Annotated in this window: 18 protein-coding genes; 3 read left to right on the plus strand and 15 right to left on the minus strand. The window is 30.2% G+C overall.

The genetic code is table 11. The features are described from left to right. The first annotated feature begins 9 nt into the window (after positions 1 to 9). Together KEC93_RS24170 and KEC93_RS24175 are read left to right on the plus strand one after the other, a co-directional pair. Positions 10 to 2949 carry an ATP-binding protein gene (locus tag KEC93_RS24170; protein ID WP_077867705.1) on the plus strand — a complete coding sequence of 980 codons (2940 nt, stop codon included), beginning with the start codon at positions 10 to 12 and terminating at the stop codon, positions 2947 to 2949. A gap of 41 nt (positions 2950 to 2990) precedes the next feature. After that, on the plus strand, positions 2991 to 3353 hold the full coding sequence (locus KEC93_RS24175; protein ID WP_077829069.1) for an Hpt domain-containing protein: 363 nt from the start codon (positions 2991 to 2993) through the stop codon (positions 3351 to 3353). Positions 3354 to 3480: 127 nt separating this feature from the next. Here the strand turns inward: KEC93_RS24175 and KEC93_RS24180 are convergent, their stop codons facing one another. The 9 genes from KEC93_RS24180 to KEC93_RS24220 form a co-directional block, all read right to left on the minus strand. After that, complete coding sequence (locus KEC93_RS24180; protein ID WP_238892622.1) at positions 3481 to 4038, minus strand: bacteriohemerythrin; 558 nt, start codon at positions 4036 to 4038, stop codon at positions 3481 to 3483. 93 nt (positions 4039 to 4131) lie between these two features. Next, the gene (locus tag KEC93_RS24185; RefSeq protein ID WP_077867704.1) at positions 4132 to 4359 is read right to left on the minus strand and encodes a hypothetical protein; all 228 of its coding nucleotides are present in this window, start codon (positions 4357 to 4359) and stop codon (positions 4132 to 4134) included. 33 nt (positions 4360 to 4392) lie between these two features. After that, positions 4393 to 4800 carry a bacteriohemerythrin gene (locus KEC93_RS24190; RefSeq protein ID WP_077867703.1) on the minus strand — a complete coding sequence of 136 codons (408 nt, stop codon included), beginning with the start codon at positions 4798 to 4800 and terminating at the stop codon, positions 4393 to 4395. A 118-nt stretch (positions 4801 to 4918) separates the two neighbouring features. After that, a complete protein-coding gene (locus KEC93_RS24195; protein ID WP_077867702.1) occupies positions 4919 to 5326 on the minus strand; it encodes a response regulator in 408 nt (135 codons plus the stop codon). A gap of 26 nt (positions 5327 to 5352) precedes the next feature. Beyond that, complete coding sequence (locus tag KEC93_RS24200; protein WP_039772996.1) at positions 5353 to 6825, minus strand: hybrid sensor histidine kinase/response regulator; 1473 nt, start codon at positions 6823 to 6825, stop codon at positions 5353 to 5355. A gap of 41 nt (positions 6826 to 6866) precedes the next feature. Then, positions 6867 to 8471: a methyl-accepting chemotaxis protein gene (locus KEC93_RS24205; RefSeq protein WP_077867701.1), complete on the minus strand. Its 1605-nt coding sequence runs from the start codon at positions 8469 to 8471 to the stop codon at positions 6867 to 6869. Positions 8472 to 8486: 15 nt separating this feature from the next. Further along, positions 8487 to 8984: a chemotaxis protein CheW gene (locus KEC93_RS24210; protein ID WP_012060974.1), complete on the minus strand. Its 498-nt coding sequence runs from the start codon at positions 8982 to 8984 to the stop codon at positions 8487 to 8489. Positions 8985 to 9018: 34 nt separating this feature from the next. Then, entirely contained in the window at positions 9019 to 11643 is a 2625-nt protein-coding gene (locus KEC93_RS24215; RefSeq protein ID WP_039773000.1) for a methyl-accepting chemotaxis protein, read from the minus strand. A gap of 98 nt (positions 11644 to 11741) precedes the next feature. Next, on the minus strand, positions 11742 to 12113 hold the full coding sequence (locus KEC93_RS24220) for a response regulator (protein ID WP_023975972.1): 372 nt from the start codon (positions 12111 to 12113) through the stop codon (positions 11742 to 11744). 442 nt (positions 12114 to 12555) lie between these two features. On the opposite strand from KEC93_RS24220, the gene KEC93_RS24225 reads away from it, so the two are divergent. Continuing rightward, positions 12556 to 13212, plus strand: a complete 657-nt coding sequence (locus KEC93_RS24225; RefSeq protein WP_077867700.1) for a response regulator — start codon at positions 12556 to 12558, stop codon at positions 13210 to 13212. An 11-nt stretch (positions 13213 to 13223) separates the two neighbouring features. Here KEC93_RS24225 and KEC93_RS24230 read toward each other — a convergent pair whose 3' ends face one another. From KEC93_RS24230 to motA, 6 genes are all read right to left on the minus strand, one after another. Further along, positions 13224 to 14249, minus strand: coding sequence for a protein-glutamate methylesterase/protein-glutamine glutaminase (locus KEC93_RS24230; RefSeq protein ID WP_017212172.1), 1026 nt, complete (start codon positions 14247 to 14249; stop codon positions 13224 to 13226). Between the two features lie 42 nt (positions 14250 to 14291). Next, positions 14292 to 15107 (minus strand): CheR family methyltransferase, encoded by an 816-nt coding sequence (locus KEC93_RS24235; RefSeq protein WP_039773005.1) that lies wholly within the window; start codon positions 15105 to 15107, stop codon positions 14292 to 14294. 15 nt (positions 15108 to 15122) lie between these two features. Continuing rightward, positions 15123 to 16844 carry a methyl-accepting chemotaxis protein gene (locus tag KEC93_RS24240; protein ID WP_039773007.1) on the minus strand — a complete coding sequence of 574 codons (1722 nt, stop codon included), beginning with the start codon at positions 16842 to 16844 and terminating at the stop codon, positions 15123 to 15125. Positions 16845 to 16896: 52 nt separating this feature from the next. Then, the gene (locus KEC93_RS24245; RefSeq protein WP_077867699.1) at positions 16897 to 18966 is read right to left on the minus strand and encodes a chemotaxis protein CheA; all 2070 of its coding nucleotides are present in this window, start codon (positions 18964 to 18966) and stop codon (positions 16897 to 16899) included. 258 nt (positions 18967 to 19224) lie between these two features. Further along, a complete protein-coding gene (locus KEC93_RS24250; RefSeq protein WP_039773011.1) occupies positions 19225 to 19959 on the minus strand; it encodes a flagellar motor protein MotB in 735 nt (244 codons plus the stop codon). A 17-nt stretch (positions 19960 to 19976) separates the two neighbouring features. Continuing rightward, positions 19977 to 20762, minus strand: coding sequence for a flagellar motor stator protein MotA (gene motA / locus KEC93_RS24255; RefSeq protein WP_039773013.1), 786 nt, complete (start codon positions 20760 to 20762; stop codon positions 19977 to 19979). Positions 20763 to 20931 lie beyond the last annotated feature (169 nt).

The following is a 20931-nucleotide window of genomic DNA, read 5'->3' on the forward strand; positions in this document are numbered from 1 at the left end:
GGTGATATTATGAATAAAACAAATACTAATAAAAACATTTCTCTTTATAAATGGATTTGGCAGTCCTATATTCGTAATGCATTAATTCCATTAATAATTATTGAAATAATTTTTATTTGTATATATTTCATCTCAAATTACTGGTCTCATAAAAGTTCGGTTGCCTTTTACAAAGATCAATCAAAAAGTGAACTTAATAAAATTATTAAACAAGAAGTTAACTTAATTGATCAGCACTTATCATCTATTTCAAATTCTACAATGTTTTTCAGTTTACAAATGGGACATGCTTTATTAACTCCAGCTTCTTTAACTCCTACAGAATATAGCAGGTTATCATATTCAAATGATAATATTTACTATACTAAAGAGAATAATTCAGCTGATGAGGCAGCAATTTTTTATAATAATTTTCTGCCTGCTACAAGAGATGATAAAGAAAAGAAAATAGCCAAGGTATTAACACAACAAAAATTAATGGCAGATATTAAGAATTCTTGTCCATTAGTTAATTCTATATATTTTAACACCTTTGATTCCTTAAATATAACTTACCCATACGTTGATGTTTTTAATAGCTATAATTATTCTCTACAATCACCTTCTAGCAAATTTTATTATGAAGCTGATGCTAACCATAATCCAGATCAAAAAGTAAAATGGGTTGTTCATGATTTTAATTCAAGTAACAACAATTTTATAAGTTCTGCTATATATCCTGTTTATAACGGAAATTTTTTGGAAGGTGTTGTAGGCATTGATATAAATATGGATTCAATTGTCAATAAGGTTTTAGAAATTGATATTCCTTGGAATGGTTATAACTTATTGATTGGAAAAGATGGTAATATTCTTTCACTTTCTGATGTTGGAAAAAGTGATTTGAATTTAGATCAACTCGTTTTAAAATATGGAAACGGGTATTATCAGTATAACTTGTATAACAATAATGATTTATCCTCATTAATGGATGAAATTCAAACTAGCGAAACTGGATTTTCAAATTTCACACTAAAAGAAGAACCTAGAATTGCATGTTGGTCTGCTATACCTAATACGGATTTAAAATTATTAATAGTTGTTCCAACAAAAAATATATACTCTAATGCTGATATGCTAAGAAATAATTTATTGAAAATTGGAATCATTACAATATTAGGATTAATTTTATCGTATCTTTTATTTTTCTTAATTACTTATAAGAAAGTAAAAAATATGAGCCATATTGTTTCTGGCTCTCTGCTAAATATTAATAATATTGTTCAGGAGATTAGTAGTGGTAAATATGATATAGCTGATCCACTATTAAAGATCTCAGAATTAGAAGATATAGCATTAAATTTGATAGAAATGGGACATCATATCGGTGAAACAAATAAAAATTTATTAGTTACCCAATCTGAACTCAGAAAAAAAGAAGTTGATTTCAGGTCACTTGTTGATTCAATTAATGACATAATCTCAGAGATAGATATAAACGGTTATATCACTAAGTTATGGTCCAGCGTCCATACTTATTTGTATAAACTACATATGCACGGTCATCTTAATTCTATCTATGATATTTTAGATGAAAGTACAGCTAAAATTGCTAAAGAGAAGATACATTATGTCATTAAATCAAGAAACTCTACTACTATGGACTTTAATATTCAATTTAAGGATGGATTAAAATGGTTTGAGGCATGTATCTCTCCACATCTAAACTATAACGATAGAGTAGTAGTTCTAACTCGTGATATTACAGAACAAAAGAAAATGGCTCGTTCTATTATTACGGCAAAAGAAGAGGCTGAAAAAGCTAGTAAAGCAAAATCCGAATTTTTATCTAGCATGAGTCATGAGCTTAGAACACCGTTAAATGCTATATTAGGATTTTCTCAAATTTTAGAATTAGACCCTGAATCTCCATTAACTCCTTCTCAGAGTCAAAGTGTTAAGGAAATATCCAAAGCTGGCAGCCACTTGCTAGAGTTAATTAACGAAATATTAGATTTAGCAAAAATCGAATCAGGAAAAATGAGCATTTCAATTGAATCTGTTCCGATTAAACATGTAATGGAAGAGACTATTTCCATAATAAAACCATTTGCAGATAAGCATAAAATAAAAATTATTAATTATCCTATAGATAATTCAGATGAATTTGTTTCGGCTGACCATACACGATTAAAACAAATTTTGCTCAATTTGCTATCTAACGCAATTAAGTACAACAAAAAAGATGGCCAAGTAATCTTTTATCATGATAAGGTTAATGATAAGTATAGATTTCATGTTATTGACACTGGCATTGGTTTATCTAATTCTGATTTAGAATTGATTTTTAAACCATTTTATCGTCTAAACAGAATTAATAATTCAATTGAGGGTACTGGTATTGGGCTTGCAGTCGCTAAACAACTAACTGAATTAATGAATGGTGAAATATTTGTAACTAGCGAAAAAGGTGCTGGCAGTCACTTTTGGATTGAACTTCCTTGCATAGAATCATCTATTTTGCAAACTTCTGAAAATATGATGACATCTGAAAATAGAACTTATTTCCCTAACGATAAATTTCGTACAATATTATATGCTGAAGATAATCCTGCTAATTTACGACTTGTTGAACGTGCTCTATCCCAAATTAGTAATTTAAAAATGCTTTCAGCAAATTCTGGTGAGCTGTGTCTAGATTTAGCTGTTGCCCATAAGCCAGATATTATATTACTAGATATAAATTTACCTGGGATAGACGGTTATGAAGTCTTCAAAAGACTCAAAATGCATAAAGAGACTAAAGATATTCCAATCATCGCTGTTAGTGCCCATGCAATGCCTAGAGATATAGAAAAAGGATTATCATTAGGATTTTCTGATTATATTACTAAACCAATTGATATTCCAAACTTTATCGAAAAGGTGTGCACTATGTTAGCTAAAATTAATAAAGAAGATATCAATTAATAGGACATACTATATTTTAAAAAAGAGGAGCTATATAATTTATGAATTACGACAAAAATTATGACATAATTGGTTTTTCAAATGATTTAGGACTTAATCTTCAACAAGTGTCAGAACTTTATGCCGAATTGATTAATGAATTTAATCTAGCACTATCAGAGTTAAAGACCGCCATGATTGGAAGTGATTTAGAAAATATTCAAAAAATAATTCATAATTTGAAAGGTCTTTCCGGAAATTATAGAATAGCTGATCTCTATGAGGAAACTACTAAAATTAATAATTTATTGAAAAACAGCAATTATAATAATATCGAATCGCATTTAAGTAATCTACTTACTGTCATCTCCATAGCCTTAAAAAAAATCAGAAGCTTCTTTTATCAGAGGTCTATACTAATATAAATATATAATAAAAAAAGACTGTACTAAAGAATTATTATTTAAATAGAACCTATGAAATAGCTCTTTTCAGAGTATATATTTCATAGGTTCTATTTTCGTTCTTAGTACTATCCTTTTAAATTATCAGCTAATTTCTACGACTATTTATTAGGAATTCTCCTAAATCTTTATCTGCGGTTAGCATATGTTTTCTACACCATTTAAATATTTTTTGTTGCATATGTATAATAAATAATGTTGATATTTCTCTAGTTTCTAAAAAGCTTCTTATATCCCTTAAGCACTCTTTAAATTCTTCATGCTGCATCTGCTGAATCTCTAATCCTGGATAGTTATTTTCCTTTTGGATTGCTTCTTCTTCATTAATATGGCGAATTGCATGTTCTTCAAGAGAATCCAACACCTTAATAATCTCTATCTTGCTTTTTTCTTCATTCATGGCACTTACCAAATTATTAATTAATCTAAATATTTCTTGATGCTGTCTATCAATATTGTCAACTCCAGTGGATAACACAGCATCCCAATTTGAATTCATAAAATGCATAAGTACCTCACCACTAATATTGATTCTGCTAATATCCATAATAACCGAATCATTATCTTCATGAGTAATCTTTACCATTGATGACGCTATTTTATTATTTATTAATCCTCTTTCATCCCTTTTCAATACTTCATACATATTTCATACACCCTCTCATAATTTATACTTCTATACCCAAATATCATTATCTATATATAATCCTTACCCTAAGAATTTAAATGTTTAGCATAATTAATCTACACAAATATATTCATTAACAATTTCTTCTGGTAATTCTTTATAATCAAATGGTGATATATCATCAATTTCAAATTTGACTAACTCCATAACCTTTATTAATACCTTATCCATTTTTACTAGAAATTCTTCCTTTTCTTCTGCCTTAATAACGAAACTATTGAATGGAACATTATATTTATTTACAAACTTCAAATTTAAATTTACAACCCAACTTCTCATATATGTATCCCCCTTATCCAAAATATCTTAATATTATTTAGAATTTTCTATTAAAAATTTTCCTAAATCCTTATCTAAATCCCGTATATGACTCTTCCACCAAGTTGACATTCTATTTTGTACCTTTATCACAAATAATGCATATGTTCCATTATTTTCAAAGGTTCTTCTCAATTCTTTAAGCTCATCTTTAAATTCTTCGTGTTGCTTATGTTGAATGCTATATTTAGGATAATTATTTTTCTTTTGGATTTCTTCTTCCTCAGTAAAATGCTTTATAACATAATCTTCAAGGAAATTTAAAGTTCCTATAACCTCATCCTTACCCTTTCCTTCTTTCATAGCAATCAATAGTTTATTAATACGATCAAATAGTTCTTTGTGTTGATTATCGATATTTACAATCCCCGTTGCTAAATTATTGTCCCAATTTAAATTCATAATAAAACACCCTCTCATAAATTACTTTTAATAAGTTACTTCCTTTATATAAAAATATCTTCTATACGAATACACTTTAAAACACCCTTGCCTATACCAGATACCTATATAATTTAAATTATTTTTCATCATCTATATCTAAATTTAATTTCTTCATAACTTCAATTAATTTATCAGTATTTATTGGCTTAGTTACATACACTTCACACCCTAGTTCAAAAGCATTTTGAACATCTTTTGCATTATCTAAGGCCGTAATCACAAACTTTTTAGACAAATTTTCATAGGTTATTTGTTTTTCTTTCTCAATTGAATTAATCATCTTCAGTGCTTTTAACCCATCTAACTTTGGCATCATTATGTCAAGACATACAACATCATATGGATCTTTCTCCTCCACTGAAAACATAAATGCCTGGACAGCTTCCTCTCCGTTAACTACCATATCGCAATCGCCATATTGTGAAAAAAACTTAAATAAAAACCGTCTATTTACATAATCATCTTCCGCAATAAGAATTCTCATATACCAACCTCTTTTCAACCCAAATTTTATATATGCATTAGACTAATAATGTGTTCTCTCAATTGCTCAAAAGTCACTTTTACTTTTTCCTCATTTCCCCTTCGTGCATTTGCTTTTAACTTAAATCCCATCATCACTAGTTCATCAAATTTAGAAATAACTATAGAGTTATTTATAATCTCTGCTATCTTCTCAATTTTGATTAGATCATTATTTGCCTCATCCATTTTTTCAACTAATCTTCTTAATTCTGTGTTTAACTCTGTGCTTCTATTTATTTCATTCGAATTTTCGAAATTTCTTTTCTCTTGTAATTCATGTGAATTAATATTCACTTTTCCTCTCTTTACTAGTCTGAAAGCCGCTGTAAAACTAAATGTGCTTCCTAGTCCCATATGACTTTCAACGCAAATCCCTCCCCCCAATATTTCAACCAATTGTTTTGAAAATGCAAGTCCTAATCCAGTTCCATTATATTCACGGGAATAAGAATTATTTAATTGACTAAAACTTTTAAATAATAAATTCTTATCTTCTTCACTAATTCCTATTCCTGTATCTTTAACTAAAAACCTTAAAATAACCTTTTCCCCTATTATCTGCTCTTTTTTTATTATTAATGAAATTATTCCTTCATCTGTGAATTTTATTGCATTGCTTATCAAATTATTAAGTATTTGTTGTAACTTTTCAGAATCTCCATACAATAAATCCGGAATTTCATCTGAATCTTTGTATTCTAGGGTAATTCCTTTTTTTCTTACATCGTATGAATAGATTTTAAGTGTGTTATATATCAAATTTTTAAGATTAAAATTCGATTCCCTCAATTCCATTTTTCCTGCTTCTGATTTTGAAAAATTCAGTATCGCATTCACAATATTAATCAATGAATAAGCACTATCTTTCGCAATTAGAAGATTTTCTCTCAATTCATCTTTTAACTCACTATTCATTAATGTAAGCTCAATCATCCCTATAACACCATTAAGTGGCGTCCTTATCTCATGACTCATATTTGCAAGAAAATTGCTTTTTGCTTTATTTGCTGCTTCTGCTTCTTCCTTTGACCTTATAAGAAGATTTCTCATCTCTTCCTCTACTCTTTTTCTCTCAACTCTTTCATGCAAATCCTTAAGTTCTCTTTTTACAACCATTCCAAGACGTGCCATTTTATCCTTCATGATATAATCCTTGCATCCAGCACGCATGGCTTCAACAGCTGTCTCCTCCCCAATTTCACCTGATACTATAATAAATGGTATATCTAACTTTGTTTCATTTAATATTTTCAATGCTTCAATAGAATTAAAATTTGGCATTACATGATCAGATAGAATTATGTCCCACTCCTTACAATTTAACGCCTTTCTTAAATCTTCTGCATTTTCTATTTGCTCATAGTCTACATTGAAACCACTTCTTTTAAGTTGTGCTACCTCAAAATTCAAAGAGGCTTTTGAATCTTCTATTATCAAAACTCTAATATCATTTATCATAGGCTTCACTCCATGAAACTAATTTTAAATCATTCATATTTTTACATCATATCAAAATCTATGTTTTTAATTGAATTATTTACTAAACAGCTTTTAGTTTGCCTTAATTTAAATTTTGAAACTTGATCTTTCAACATCTCTGCTTGAGATGCCAACTCTTCGCTTGCAGATGCACTTTCTTCTGCTGTCGCTGAATTAGTTTGCACTACTGCTGATATCTGAATAACTCCTTGATTAATTTGAGATATTCCTTCTGCCTGTTCATTTGAAGCTACTGCTATTTGATTTATGAATTCAGCAACCTTCACAGTATCTTCTACAATTTTATTTAGTGCTTCAGATGTCTGTTTTGCTATCTTAGTTCCCATTTCTGCCTTTCTAATAGCGCCCTCAATCATCTCTGCAGTTTCCTTTGCAGCTTTTGCAGATCTTGCTGCCAGATTTCTAACTTCCTCTGCAACCACTGCAAAACCTTTTCCATGCTGTCCAGCCCTTGCCGCTTCAACCGCCGCATTTAAAGCTAAAATATTAGTTTGAAATGCAATTTCATCAATAACTTTTATAATCTTATATATACTTGTTGAAGCATTGTTTATATCTTCTACCGCTATTTTCATTGCTTTCATTTGCTCATATCCTTCTTGAGCATTTATTTTTGCGCTAACAGCAATTTCATTAGCATTTGTGGAGTTCTCTGCATTCATTTTTGTTTGGGCAGATATCTCTTCAATAGATGCTGTTAATTCTTCAATGGAGCTAGCCTGTTCCATAGCCCCTTCTGAAAGTGCTACACTTGAATCAGAAACTTGTTTTGCCCCTGCTGAAACTTGTTCTGTTGCTGAATTTATATTGCAGATAGTATTATTTAATTTTTCAGCCATTCTTTTAAAAGAAAGAGCCAATAATCCGATCTCATCTTTGCTCTCTATATTAACACTTATATTGAAGTCTCCATCTGCAATTTTATCTGCTATTCTTATTATCTTATTAACTGGTCTACTTATAGATAAAGAGATAAATACTCCTGTTAGTATTGATAAAATTACTCCTATAATTAATATTATTGCTGTTAATAATGTTGTGTTATCTGCTGTTTTGCTATTACCATCCGAAGTTTCTTTAGCTATCTTTAGTTTTAAATCTGTATATGTTTTTAAATTTGACTGTAACTTTTCTAAAACTGGTTTTCCCTCTGAATATAAAATATTAATTGCTTCTTGATTTTTATTTTGATTCTTTAGTTGAGTTATTTTACTTATAAGATTCATATATTCTGATTTAGAAACCTTTATCTCCTCAATAGCCTTTTTTCCTTCAATAGTTAATGTTGTTTCTGACAATTTATTTAAGCTATAATCAAACTTATCGCTATTGTCCTTAATTCCACTAATATAATCTTGAATTTCCCCTGTATTATCTGAAAGCAAAATGTCTCTAGTATTAGCTCTTATATTATTAAAGTCATTTGAAACCTCAATAACATCTCCCAATGGCTGAGTCATTTTATCATATAATTTAGTATCAAGATCACTAATTTTATTTATATTAGAAATGCAATATATCCCCGTAATACCTGCAATGAAAGCTGCAAATAAGAATCCCAGAAGTATTTTTAAACCTATTTTCATATTTTTGAACCATTTCATAATAATGTCCTCCCTCTATTGTTCAATGTTATTTAGGGTTTCAGCATCCTCATCGTTTATTAACTTATTACAATCTAAAATCAACTTAACTTGATTATCTATTTTTCCTATCCCCTTTATGTACTTATTGCTAACTTTGCTTAGATTAGGTGGAGGTACAATGTCTTGATCTGGTATTATTAGAACCTCAGAAACACTATCAACAATAAGACCTATTGATAAGTCATTAATATCTATTACGATTATACAAGTCCTATCATTATACTCCCTAAAATCCTTCTTAAATCTTAATCTCACATCCATCACCGGAATTATTTTTCCTCTTAAATTAATAATTCCTCTTATATAATCTGGAAGTTCTGGAACCAAAGTTATAGGTTGTATTCCAATAATCTCTGTAACATTATTTATTCCTATACCATAAGATTCATCATCAAGTATAAATGTGAGGTATTTTCCCTTCTGAGTATCTTCTTCCATATCTGCATTATCATTAATTATGTTTGTATTCATGCTAACACTTCCTCTCTTCTACTAGAAATCGATACTAATACTTTCCAAACTCTGTGTCATCTAAATTAATACTAATTTTTTTTCTTATATTAGATGTTTGTCCAAATTCTCTCTCCTCTATGGCATTTTCTAGCCTTGATGCTTCCTTTTCTTCTATGCTGTCTAAAAATATTTTATTTGAACTTCTCTTTTTTAGATTGAATTGAGCAACCCTTTGTTTCAAAGTTTCTGCCTGGCTAGACATTTCTTCACTCGAAGAGGCAGTTTCTTCGGATGTCGCAGAATTTATCTGAGTAACTCTCGATATTTGTTCAATCGCTTCATTTATTTGTGATACTGCAGTTGCCTGTTCGTTACAAGATGCTGCTATTTTTCTTACTATCTCAGAAGTACTACTGATATCTTTAACTATTGAATTTAGTGATTCTGCTGTATTGTTAGCTATTTGAGTTCCAGAATTCACTTTTCTTATTGACCCTTCTATCAAAGCTGTTGTTTCTTTAGCCGCATTTGCACTTCTACCTGCAAGATTTCTAACCTCTTCAGCAACTACCGCAAACCCCTTTCCATGCTGTCCTGCCCTTGCGGCTTCTACCGCTGCGTTAAGAGCCAATATATTAGTTTGGAAAGCTATTTCATCTATCACTTTTATTATTTTAGAAATATTTTCAGATGCTTCATTAATCTCATTCATAGCCTTTAGCATAGTACTCATTTCTGTATTTCCATTAATAGCATTCGTTGTTGCTTTTGTAGCCAGCTCATTAGCTTCATTAGCACTTATAGCATTTAATTTTGTTTGTTCTCCTATCTCTGAAAGCGAAGCAGTTACTTCCTCCACAGCACTTGCTTGTTCCGCAGATGCTTGCGATAGGTTTTGGCTTGCATTTGAGACTTGTATCGATGCCGAAGCCACCTCATTTGCTGATATATTTATATCAGTAAGTACTTGATTAATTTCTTGTACAGATAAATTTAAAGCGTTCATTATATTTCCATAATCACCTTTATAAGAATTCTCAATGCGAACATTGAGATTACCTTTTGACATCTCTTCTAAAACACTTTTTATTTCTCCTATTGGCTTAGCAAAAGCATCAACAGCTTTATTTATTATACTTATGAGTTCTTTAAAGCTTCCTGTATATTTTTCACTTTCACCTCTAATATCTAAATTTCCTTCAGCCGCTGCTGAAAGAACCATTATTTGTTCATCGACAACTTTAAGAATATTAGATTTTAATCCATGCAGACTTTCATTTGCAATTCCGTATCTTCCAGACAATTTTTCAAGCTCAACTGAGAAATCTCCTTCTGAATAAGATTTTAATACTGCAAATATTTTTATTAATACATCTATAGATATCCACATTCCATCATTAACACTTTGAGCCATTTGCCTATATACCCCATCGAATTTTGAAACATCTATTCTATCTCTTGTATTACCTAATTTAAATGTATCATTCATCCAATTAACTTCTTTAACAAATAAATTTAAAGTATCAATTAATGTATTCAGATTGTTCTTTATCTTATTAAATTCACCTTGGTATTCATTTTTAATCTTTTCTGGTACATCCCCATTACTTATCCTTTTCACGTAATCAGCTGTGATATTAATAGGTTCAACAAACGCATCAATTACATCATTAATTCCATCAATCATTTTAGCCCATGATCCATTAAACTTGGATGAATCTATCCTTTTTGCTAAATTTCCTGATTTAATTTCATTGGCTATATTAATCTGTTCCTTAGATATATTTAATAAATTATTTCTTAAGTCTTCTATATGCTCATTTACTAATCCATACCTTCCTGGGAATTTTTCAAGCTCAGCTGTAAAATCTCCTTTTGAATATGATTTAAGCACTGCAAATAACTTAATAAATACTTCTATCGATATCCATGTAGTATCATTAATACATTCCAACATTTCTTTATAAGAGCCTTGAAATTTTGTAGCATCTATTTTATCTCTTGTATTCCCTAATCTAAAGCTTTCTTTGAACCAATGAATATTTTCCATTACATTATTGAGATTATCTATAAGTTTATTAATGCTTATTTTTATAACATTAAATGATCCTATTTCCTCCCTAGTGTATTTCTCATTGAATTCTCCTTTACTTATCTTTTCTATGTAATGTGAAGTTGCTCTAATATTCTTTATAAACACATTCATTGTTGCTAAACTCTTCCTATGTACATTTCCCCATGCCCCTGAGTATTTTGATAAATCTAAAGCTATATCAAAATTACCTTTTTTAATGCAATCTTCAATTAAATTAGAATCATCGATCAGATTATTTATATTTTTTTGTATCTGTTTAAGTGAATTAGCTAAATCCCCGAATTCATCAATAAAATCCACCTGTATATCTTCGTCAAATTCTCCGTTAGCAATTTTCCTTGCAATATTATTAATTTTTCTTATATGTTTGTAGATGAAATTTATTAGTAATAATCCCATGATTACTGTGATTATTATAGAAAACAGTAATATTATTATCATATTAATTCGCATTTCTTTTATATCTGCCACGTTTCCCACTCCGATATTAAATGCGGCAAACAAAGCAATTTCCATAGCTATAATACCTGTAAATATTAACCCAATTTTATTTTTTATTTTCAGATTACTTACCTCAAACATCTTAATCCATCCCATCTAATAAAATTTACTCTTATGATGTTATCTTAAATTTCAAGTTAATTTCCTAATGCTTTCAATTACATGCTTATATTAAAGTTTTATTTTCTAATATTTCTTTCAATATTTAATAGTTGTTTAGATACAATGTCCTCCCTGAAAGGTTTTACTATAAAAGATATAGCTCCTGCTAGCATAGCCTCCTTAACTTGGATTTCATGCGATAATGACGAAATTACTATAATCTTTGCATTTTCATCTATTGACTTAATGATCTTTATTGCCTCTACTCCCCCAAGTTCTGGCATGGTCAAATCCATTGTCACAATATCTGGTTTTAATAAATTATATAGTTTTACGGCCTTTATACCAGTATCAGCTTCACCTATGATCTCAAATCCGCAATTTTGTAAAATAGATTTTAAAGCGAGTCTCATAAATTCCGCATCATCTACTACTAAAACTCTTTTCATATAATTTCACCCCCATGAAATGCTATAAAAATACCACTTTTCCTTTAATTTTATTTTAAATGTTTTTAAAATTGGTTTGTAGTACCACAAGTCATGTAGTATCATGCAAATTGCACAATTAATTTGTATAAATATGCCGATTGCATTTTTATTTAAAATCTACTTCATATAGATGACATTTATAAGGATTTTCACCATGAATAGTCCCCTAATCTTTACAATTGCAATTTAAAAATTAAACTAATAAAGTTTACACACAAAATTTTATTAGTTTAATTAAGATTAGCTTTATACATTGTTCATGTATTTGTAAAATGTTATAATTTATATTAGAATCTACAAGCGGTTAATCTGTGTTTTCATTAGATTTAATAAATATTATTTGTCTATTTTTCACGAAAATTTAATATATTGCTTATTTGGGTAAAGAGAGGGTTCGAATATGACAAGAGTAATTATTGCAGAAGACCAGAAACTTTTACGAGAAAGTTTTAAAAACATAATTGAAAATAACAGTGATATAAAAGTTGTAGCTTGCGCTACTAATGGAAATGAAGCTTATAATCTATGTAAAGAATATATGCCTGATGTTGTTTTAATGGATCTGTCTATGCCTATATGTAATGGTACGGAAGCTACAAAACTAATAAAAGCAGAACTTCCATCAGTTAAGGTACTAGTTTTAACTGCATCTAATGATAAATCTGATGTCACAGATGCTATAAGTAATGGTGCTGACGGATATATCTTAAAAGATATAAGTACTGAGGAACTTATACTATCTATAAAAAGCACCTCACTAGGGCTTGGCATAATTACTAAAGATATCTTAAGTCCTATGATATTAAATCTGCGTAAAGAAAATAAAAAAGCTAAGAAAAAAATTATTGATATTAATGGTATAAATATCTCATTAACTGAAAGAGAACTAAAAATAGTATCTATGATTGTTGATGGAAAAGATAATAAAGAAATTGCATCATCTTTATTTATTGCTGAAGGTACTGTTAAAAATATTATTACAGAAATAATTTCAAAGCTTAGTTTAAGAGATCGTACTCAACTTGCAGTTTATGCTGTAAAAAATGGACTAGTATAAATAGTCCATTTTTATTTTAACATATCGCAAATAACACTAGGTATATTTGAAATAGCCACTTGCTTTTCAACGGCTCCAATTTCAAAAGCAACTTTTGGCATACCATATACAACAGAGGATTTCTGATCCTGCCCTATAGTTCTTGCCCCTGCTCTTCGCATTGACATAAGCCCTACTGCTCCATCATGCCCCATTCCTGTTAGAATAACTCCTATAGCATTTTTTGACGCCACCTTAGCCACAGATTCGAAAAGCACATCTACAGATGGACAATGTCCATTAACTTTATTACCTTGAATAGTTTCTACAATGTACTTATCCGCAGCCTTCTTAAGTTTCATATGTTTATCTCCTGGTGCTATCAAAACTTTACCTGGCTCAATGGTATCTCCCGTCTGAGCTTCTTTAACAGTAAAATGCGTTTGCAAATTCAATCTATCTGCAAACATCTTAGAAAATACTGGTGGTATATGTTGTACTATAATTATCCCCGGAATATCTTTGGGAAGATTTTTTAATAGGTTATAGATAGCTTCTGTTCCTCCAGTCGATGCTCCTATAGCAATCACTTTATTTCTAACATTTATGCTCTTTTCCATTCCCCTATTACTACCACTCTTTGGAATTTGCCCTAAATTAGCAGATAGATTTACATTTACTGCTCCTCTAATTTTGATTATTAACTCATTAATAAAAATTTCAAATCCATTAGGAGTTCTAGCATCAGGCTTACTTAAAAAGTCTACTGCTCCTGCATCCATAGCATCGAAGACTACATCGCTTATAGAACTTACAACTATTATTGGAATTTTATATTGAGGAAGAAGCCTTTTAATGAATTCTACACCATTTAATTTTGGCATTTGTACATCACAAATCATAACATCGGGATTTAATTCTAATAGTTTATCTCTAGCATCATAGGGATCTACCGCTTTTCCAACAACCTCTATATTAGGTGCCGTTGATATTCCTCTTGATATTGCTTCCCTAAATACTATACTGTCATCAACTATTAAAACTCTAATTGATCTCATTAACTTCACCTTCTTAGCCCTTTAAATTATCTTAAGATAAGTCTATTCCTTTCTATATACAGATGGCATTATATACTTAAATCCAGCTGTATCACCACTTAGTGATTCCGAATGCCCTATAAAAAGATATCCACCGTACTCCATGCTGTTATAAAATTTACGGATTAGCTCATTCTTTGTTCTATTATCAAAATAAATCATTACATTTCTACAGAAAATAACATGGAACTTTTTCTTAAATGGAAATACATCCTCCATTAAATTAAATTTTCTATATATAATTTCATTTTTAATATTCTCTGAAAATACGAAATTTTCCTCATCGTATTTTTTTAAATAAATCTTCTTCCACATCTCTGGTAAGGGTGCGATTTGTTCTTTATGATATATTCCATTTTTAGCAATGCTCAATACCTTTTCGGATATATCTGTGGCTAGTATTTTTTTATCCCACCATAACTTTTCTTGTTTAAAGAATTCGCTTAATATCATAGCAATGGTGTATGCCTCTTCTCCAGAAGAACACCCAGCTGACCATATTCTTAAATCTTTGTCCCTTACTGAATTAATCAAATAAGGAAGTACTTTCTCCTTCAAGTAGTCAAAATGTGTTTTCTCACGCATAAAATATGTATGATTTGTTGTAATTTTATTGAGCAGTGTACTAACTGCCTTTCCACTCTTATCAGAAACTACATATTGATAATATTGAGAAAAATCTTCTATATTATGCTCTGCTAACACATTATGGAGCCTTCCAATTACCAACATTTTTTTTTCTTCCCTGAGATTAATCCCATAGTTCTCTTTTATATAGTTGGATAATTGAGCAAATTCTTTTTCCGTAATTGAAATCATATAATCACCTTATCTCTAATATTTTCCAAATTCATTATCGTTAAGTATTATTTTTTTAGAATTTGATATTTTTCTCTCTAAGTGTTTATCTCTTGTTTCACTTAAATCTCTTGTGTTTTTACTAATATCATCATGAATACTATGGTTCATATAGCTATTGTCCAAGCTAGTCATTGAACTTCTAGCACTTGCTAATTTAAACATTTGAACTTGTTCCTTTAAAACTTCTGCCTGTCCTGCTAGTTCCTCACTTGCAGCTGCGCTTTCTTCTGAAGTCGCTGAATTGCTTTGTACAACTTGTGATATCTGTATTATTCCTTGTGATATTTGTGAAATTCCTGTAGCTTGTTCTTCAGATGCATCTGATATACCATTAATTATTTTTGCAACCTCTTCTATATCACTGACAATACTTTCGAGCGCATCTGCAGTTTGATTTGCTATATTGGTTCCATCTTGAATTTTAACAATTGATTCCTCTATTATTTCTGTAGTTTCTTTAGCTGCCTTTGCAGATCTTGCTGCTAAGTTCCTAACTTCTTCAGCTACCACAGTAAAGCCTTTCCCATATTGACCTGCTCTAGCAGCTTCTACCGCAGCATTTAAAGCAAGTATATTGGTTTGAAATGCAATTTCATCAATCACCTTGATAATTCTTGATATATTATTAGAAGAGACATTAATTTCATCCATTGCCTTAAGCATTAATTTCATTTCATTATTTCTTTTCCCCGCATTTGTTTTAGTACTATCTGTTATAATATTAGCCTTTTTAGCATTTTCAGCATTTACTGATATTTGAGAAGATATTTCTTCGATAGAAGCTGTCAATTCTTCAACAGCACTTGCTTGCTCTGTAGCCCCTTGCGATAAAGCTATAGTTGAGTCTGCTATTTGTCTAGATCCAACTGTAACTTGCTCTGCCGCAAATCCTATCTGACCAATTACTTCATTTAATCTATATTTCATTCTTTTCATTGATTCTGATAATATTCCAATTTCATCTTTTGAATCATTAATAATCTCTACATCTAAGTTCCCTTTACTAATTTCACTTGTTACAGTCATAAGCTTCGCTATAGAGTTACTTATAGCTTTTGAAATAATAATGCCAAGTGATATGGCTATAATTATAGCTACTATTATTACAACTATCATAGTCACAACAGCATTATTAACCTCTGCAGAATACTCATTTGATTTACTAAAGCCTGCTGATTCCTTTAATTGGAACAGATTATCTACAGAATTATTTATTTGGTCAGATAGTTTTTGTGTTGAATCCTGCCCCATTAAAGCAAGCGCTTCATCATTTTTACCTGAAAGAGATAAATCTATAATTTTATCTTTTATTCCATCATATTTATCTAACATCGCATTAAGATTATAAAATTCAGTTTTTGCTTCCTCACCTTGAATTGACTCTTCAAATTTTTTCAAACTCTCCTGAATCTTTGCATCGTAATTTTTTATTCTATTAACATAATTACTCATGTCTCTTCCATCTCTATACATTGTAATATTATTCAAATTTATCTTAAGTCTTTGAAATGATATGGATACATTAGCAATATCAGCAATTGATACTCCATAATCTAAATATAAGCTAGTATAGTTCTGATCCACTTTTTTTATTTTTGTAATTCCTATAACACCAACTATTCCAGCTAATAAAGCCACTACTATGAACCCAATTATTAATTTTGCTCCAACCTTTATATTGTTTAACCACCTCATATTCTTTCCCTCCATTAACCACTTATTTTAATTAAACTTAAGTTTTTAATATCTATACTGTTGTCATTAATCCATCCATGTCAATTATTAGACTTATATTTCCATCTCCCAAAAGAGTACATCCAGCTAAATCCTTAATATTTCTAATATTCTTTATATAATCTGGGAGAGCTTTAACAACTACTTGTTGTTGTCCTAATAACTCATCTACCAAAATGCATACCCACTTTTCATCCTGCTCTATCATTATTAGAATTCCATCTGACAATTTATTTGTATCAGTTCTTATAGAAAAATGCTCGTTTAATCTAAGTATAGGATAGCATTGACCTCTAACCATAATAATCTCATTATTATCTGGATCTTTTATAATATCGCTTTCTTTCGGTCTAAAAAACTCTTTTATAGAGCTAGTTGGAAGTGTGTATCTTGAATTCCCAACCCTTACATTCATTCCGTCTATAATTGCAAGAGTTAATGGTATCTTAATAGTAATGCTTGTACCAAATTCCAACACACTATCTACACTAACCGTCCCCCCTATTTTTTCGATATTTTTTACTACAACATCCATCCCTACTCCTCTGCCACTAAATTCTGATACAGCTTCTTTAGTGGAGAATCCCGGTAAAAATATCAAATTAAATATTTCTTTTTTACTCATTTCACTTTCATCTTTAGTAAGTAATCCATTTTTTCTTGCTTTTTCTAGTATCTTTTCTTCATTCAAGCCTTTGCCATCATCTTTTACCATAATTAAGACATCGCTACCTGCATTTTTAGCTTCTAACACCAGATTTCCTACTTGCTGTTTTCCTTTATCAATTCTTTCTTCTACCGTCTCTATTCCATGATCAATGGAATTACGAACTAAATGCATTAAAGGGTCTGATATATGTTCAATTATATTTTTATCTACCTCTGTTTCTTCCCCTATGATCGTTAATTTGACTTCCTTATCCATTTTCTTGCTCATATCTCTAACGATTCTATTCATCTTTTGAAATGTTGCAGAAAGTGGAACCATTCTTATTGACATTACTGTATCCTGCATCTCTGCTATAATCTTACGAAGTTGCCTTGCCGATTTTTGAAAATTATCAATTTCAAGCCCAATTAAATCCGGATTTTGTGTAACCATTGATTCCGAAATTACTAACTCCCCAATAAGATCCATAAGTCTATCCGCTTTAACTACACTTAGACTTATAAATCCTTGATGAGAAGATATTTTTTCACCTTTATTTTCCTCAGCTATATTTTTCTTTTCTTCTTCCTTCTTGCTACACTCTTTTTCTATAGCTATTTCTTCTATAACTTCTTTATTGTCTAAAAATTCATCATCATCTTCTCCCATTAATCTAATATCAAGTGCACTTAAAAAAACAGTTTCATTCAAAATCGTTTTTACATCTTCTAGATTTAAATCTGAAGAAAAGAATATTTTAAACCCATTCTTCCTGACTTCTTCACAGGCTTTTTCATCATCATCTATTATATTTTCTGGTGAACTGCATATTATTTCAGCTACTTCTGATAGTTTGTGAAGAATGCCAAAGCACCTTATGTTTTCCATTCCGCAATCTTCTGAAAATTGAATTTTAGCTTTGTATTTTTGATTAGATGCGTCCCTTTTACTTTTTGCGCTGGTTATAAAAAATTTTTGCTGCTCAAATTTATTCTCATTAGGAGCTGTATCACTATCAATTGTTTCTATTCCTTTGAGTTCATTTAAAAACTCCTTTATGCTAGTAATTTTATTTGCGCAATCTCCATCTGGTGTATTTCCTTGCTGAATTTTAGAAATTTCGCCTTTGATAAAATCAATTGAATCTAATACAATATCGCTTAATATATTGTTATCAACTTCATCCGGATTATTTTCTCTAAGATAATAAAACAAATCTTCAACAGAATGAGAGAGTCCAGAAATGTTATTAAAAAGCATCATAGCTGATGATCCTTTGACTGTATGCATAATTCTAAATATTTCATCTATCGAATTTGAGAATCCATTTTCTTTTTCTCCATCAATAACTAATTGTTCTAATTGTTCTATAAGCTGAGTTGTTTCAAAAATATACATATCTAACATAGATTCATTTATAAAGCTTTCCGACATCTTAATTCCCTCCTTTTTTGCATATTTCTTATATAAAACGTTAATCTCTCTATATTCTATATTAAATTTTTTATTACAATCTTTTAAGTCACTTAAGTCATTGATTTTGATGCAAAATGCACTACTATACTACACATAAATGCAAATTGCACAAAATATCTTGAATTTTATATAAAAAGAGCATTCAATCTATATAGATTGAATGCTCTGAGTTAGCTATATGTAAAATTTCTTATTAATCTCTTAGCTCTTATCTAGTTAATTTGATTTCTCCTCTGTAGGTACTGGGTATTTACGTACCACAAAAATTTCCACTCGTCTATTTTTAGCTCTTCCATCCTCTGTTGCATTAGATGCTTTGGGCATATGCTCTCCATAAGCCTGTATTGATATCTTCTCCTGATTAATACCACCTGTACTAACCATATAATTTAACACATTTATAGCACGCATAGCACTTAAATCCCAATTTGAACGAAACTTCCCGTTATTAATCGGCACATTATCAGTATATCCTGCAACTTTGATTTCATTATCCAAACCATAAAGCATATGTGAAATTTTTAAAAGCAGTGGTGATACATCTTTTAGTACATCTGCTTCACCTGAATTAAAAAGTACAACATCTTGTATAGAAATTGCCAATCCCTCATTATTAAGATCAACTTTAACTTTATCAGAATAGCCCTCTTCTTTAATTTCCGCTTCTATCATCTTTTTAATTTCAGTCATTTTATCTTCTTCAGCCTTATTATCACTGATACCAGACTCCTCCATAGGAATTGCAGAGTTACCATCTTGATGCATAACACCAGATCCACCAGCAAATATTATATTAAATTCTTTAGCCATTGACTGAAGTTTTGCCTTATCTGTTTGTCCCATGGCAAACATAACGATAAATAGTGCTAGTAGAAGTGTTAACATGTCTGAATATGGAAGAAGCCATGCTTCATCTACATGCTCTTCATGATGTTGCTTTTTCTTACTCATCACTTTTCTCCTTTTAACTAGTTATCATTATTATTTTCTTCAAATCTTATTCTTTGTTTTGGCTCAAGCATTCCTACTAGCTTTCTTTCAATACTCTTTGGATTATTTCCTGCCTGAATAGCTAAAATTCCTTCAAGCATAATATTCATATTTTTTATTTCTTCTTGGGATTTTCTTTTTAACCTATTTGCAAATGGATGCCATATTAAATATCCAGTAAAGATACCATAAACAGTTGCAACAAAGGCTGATTTTATACTTTCTCCAAGCTTTTCAATATCATTAAGATTTCCAAGAGCACCTATTAATCCTATAACAGCTCCTAAAACTCCAAGTGTTGGCGCTGTACCACCTGCTGTTGTAAACGCTGTAGCACCAAGACGGTGTCTATCTTCCATACTCTCAATCTCTATTTCTAGAACTTCTTTTATAAGATCTGGTTCTAAACCGTCAACCACCATTTCTAATCCCTTTTTCATAAACTTATTTTCTAAGCCTTGTATAGTACTTTCAAGAGATAGTAATCCATCTCTTCTAGTTGTCTGAGACATCTCTACAAGCTGTGCTATAATTTCAGCTGGATCTTCTTGCCCCTTAGCACTAAAAAGAACACCAAAAATCTTAGGAAGCTTAGTAAACTCTCCTTTTGGAAAAGAATTTAGCAAGGCTATTACAGTACCACCAATGATTACCAGCATCGCTTCAGCACTCATAAGTACTTGAAGACTTGCTCCCTTTTCTAGCATGGCTGCAACTACAATTATTAAACCTCCAATAAGACCAATTACTAAAAATATATCCATGTTTGTCCCCCTTTATTGTTCTTCGCACGTCATATGATTAAATGTTATCTTTTTATTAGCAATATAACATATAATTACATTTTTTGTCGTTTTTCTTAATCGTTTGGAATCTACAACCTATAACTATAATACCATAATCTTGAACAATCGAAAACTATATTTTGACATA

The organism is Clostridium beijerinckii (assembly GCF_018223745.1).
Classification (GTDB): domain Bacteria; phylum Bacillota; class Clostridia; order Clostridiales; family Clostridiaceae; genus Clostridium; species Clostridium beijerinckii.

What these genes read in the sequence shown, in the direction of transcription:
- KEC93_RS24195 (WP_077867702.1), bottom strand. Translation starts at nt 5,326, where the DNA reads ATGAGAATTCTTATTGCGGAAGATGATTATGTAAATAGACGGTTTTTA.
- KEC93_RS24185 (WP_077867704.1), bottom strand. Translation starts at nt 4,359, where the DNA reads ATGAGAAGTTGGGTTGTAAATTTAAATTTGAAGTTTGTAAATAAATAT.
- KEC93_RS24170 (WP_077867705.1), top strand. Translation starts at nt 10, where the DNA reads ATGAATAAAACAAATACTAATAAAAACATTTCTCTTTATAAATGGATT.
- KEC93_RS24240 (WP_039773007.1), bottom strand. Translation starts at nt 16,844, where the DNA reads ATGAGGTGGTTAAACAATATAAAGGTTGGAGCAAAATTAATAATTGGG.
- KEC93_RS24220 (WP_023975972.1), bottom strand. Translation starts at nt 12,113, where the DNA reads ATGAAAAGAGTTTTAGTAGTAGATGATGCGGAATTTATGAGACTCGCT.
- KEC93_RS24180 (WP_238892622.1), bottom strand. Translation starts at nt 4,038, where the DNA reads ATGTATGAAGTATTGAAAAGGGATGAAAGAGGATTAATAAATAATAAA.
- KEC93_RS24215 (WP_039773000.1), bottom strand. Translation starts at nt 11,643, where the DNA reads ATGTTTGAGGTAAGTAATCTGAAAATAAAAAATAAAATTGGGTTAATA.
- KEC93_RS24225 (WP_077867700.1), top strand. Translation starts at nt 12,556, where the DNA reads ATGACAAGAGTAATTATTGCAGAAGACCAGAAACTTTTACGAGAAAGT.
- motA (WP_039773013.1), bottom strand. Translation starts at nt 20,762, where the DNA reads ATGGATATATTTTTAGTAATTGGTCTTATTGGAGGTTTAATAATTGTA.
- KEC93_RS24230 (WP_017212172.1), bottom strand. Translation starts at nt 14,249, where the DNA reads ATGAGATCAATTAGAGTTTTAATAGTTGATGACAGTATAGTATTTAGG.
- KEC93_RS24250 (WP_039773011.1), bottom strand. Translation starts at nt 19,959, where the DNA reads ATGAGTAAGAAAAAGCAACATCATGAAGAGCATGTAGATGAAGCATGG.
- KEC93_RS24210 (WP_012060974.1), bottom strand. Translation starts at nt 8,984, where the DNA reads ATGAATACAAACATAATTAATGATAATGCAGATATGGAAGAAGATACT.
- KEC93_RS24205 (WP_077867701.1), bottom strand. Translation starts at nt 8,471, where the DNA reads ATGAAATGGTTCAAAAATATGAAAATAGGTTTAAAAATACTTCTGGGA.
- KEC93_RS24235 (WP_039773005.1), bottom strand. Translation starts at nt 15,107, where the DNA reads ATGATTTCAATTACGGAAAAAGAATTTGCTCAATTATCCAACTATATA.
- KEC93_RS24190 (WP_077867703.1), bottom strand. Translation starts at nt 4,800, where the DNA reads ATGAATTTAAATTGGGACAATAATTTAGCAACGGGGATTGTAAATATC.
- KEC93_RS24245 (WP_077867699.1), bottom strand. Translation starts at nt 18,966, where the DNA reads ATGTCGGAAAGCTTTATAAATGAATCTATGTTAGATATGTATATTTTT.
- KEC93_RS24175 (WP_077829069.1), top strand. Translation starts at nt 2,991, where the DNA reads ATGAATTACGACAAAAATTATGACATAATTGGTTTTTCAAATGATTTA.
- KEC93_RS24200 (WP_039772996.1), bottom strand. Translation starts at nt 6,825, where the DNA reads ATGATAAATGATATTAGAGTTTTGATAATAGAAGATTCAAAAGCCTCT.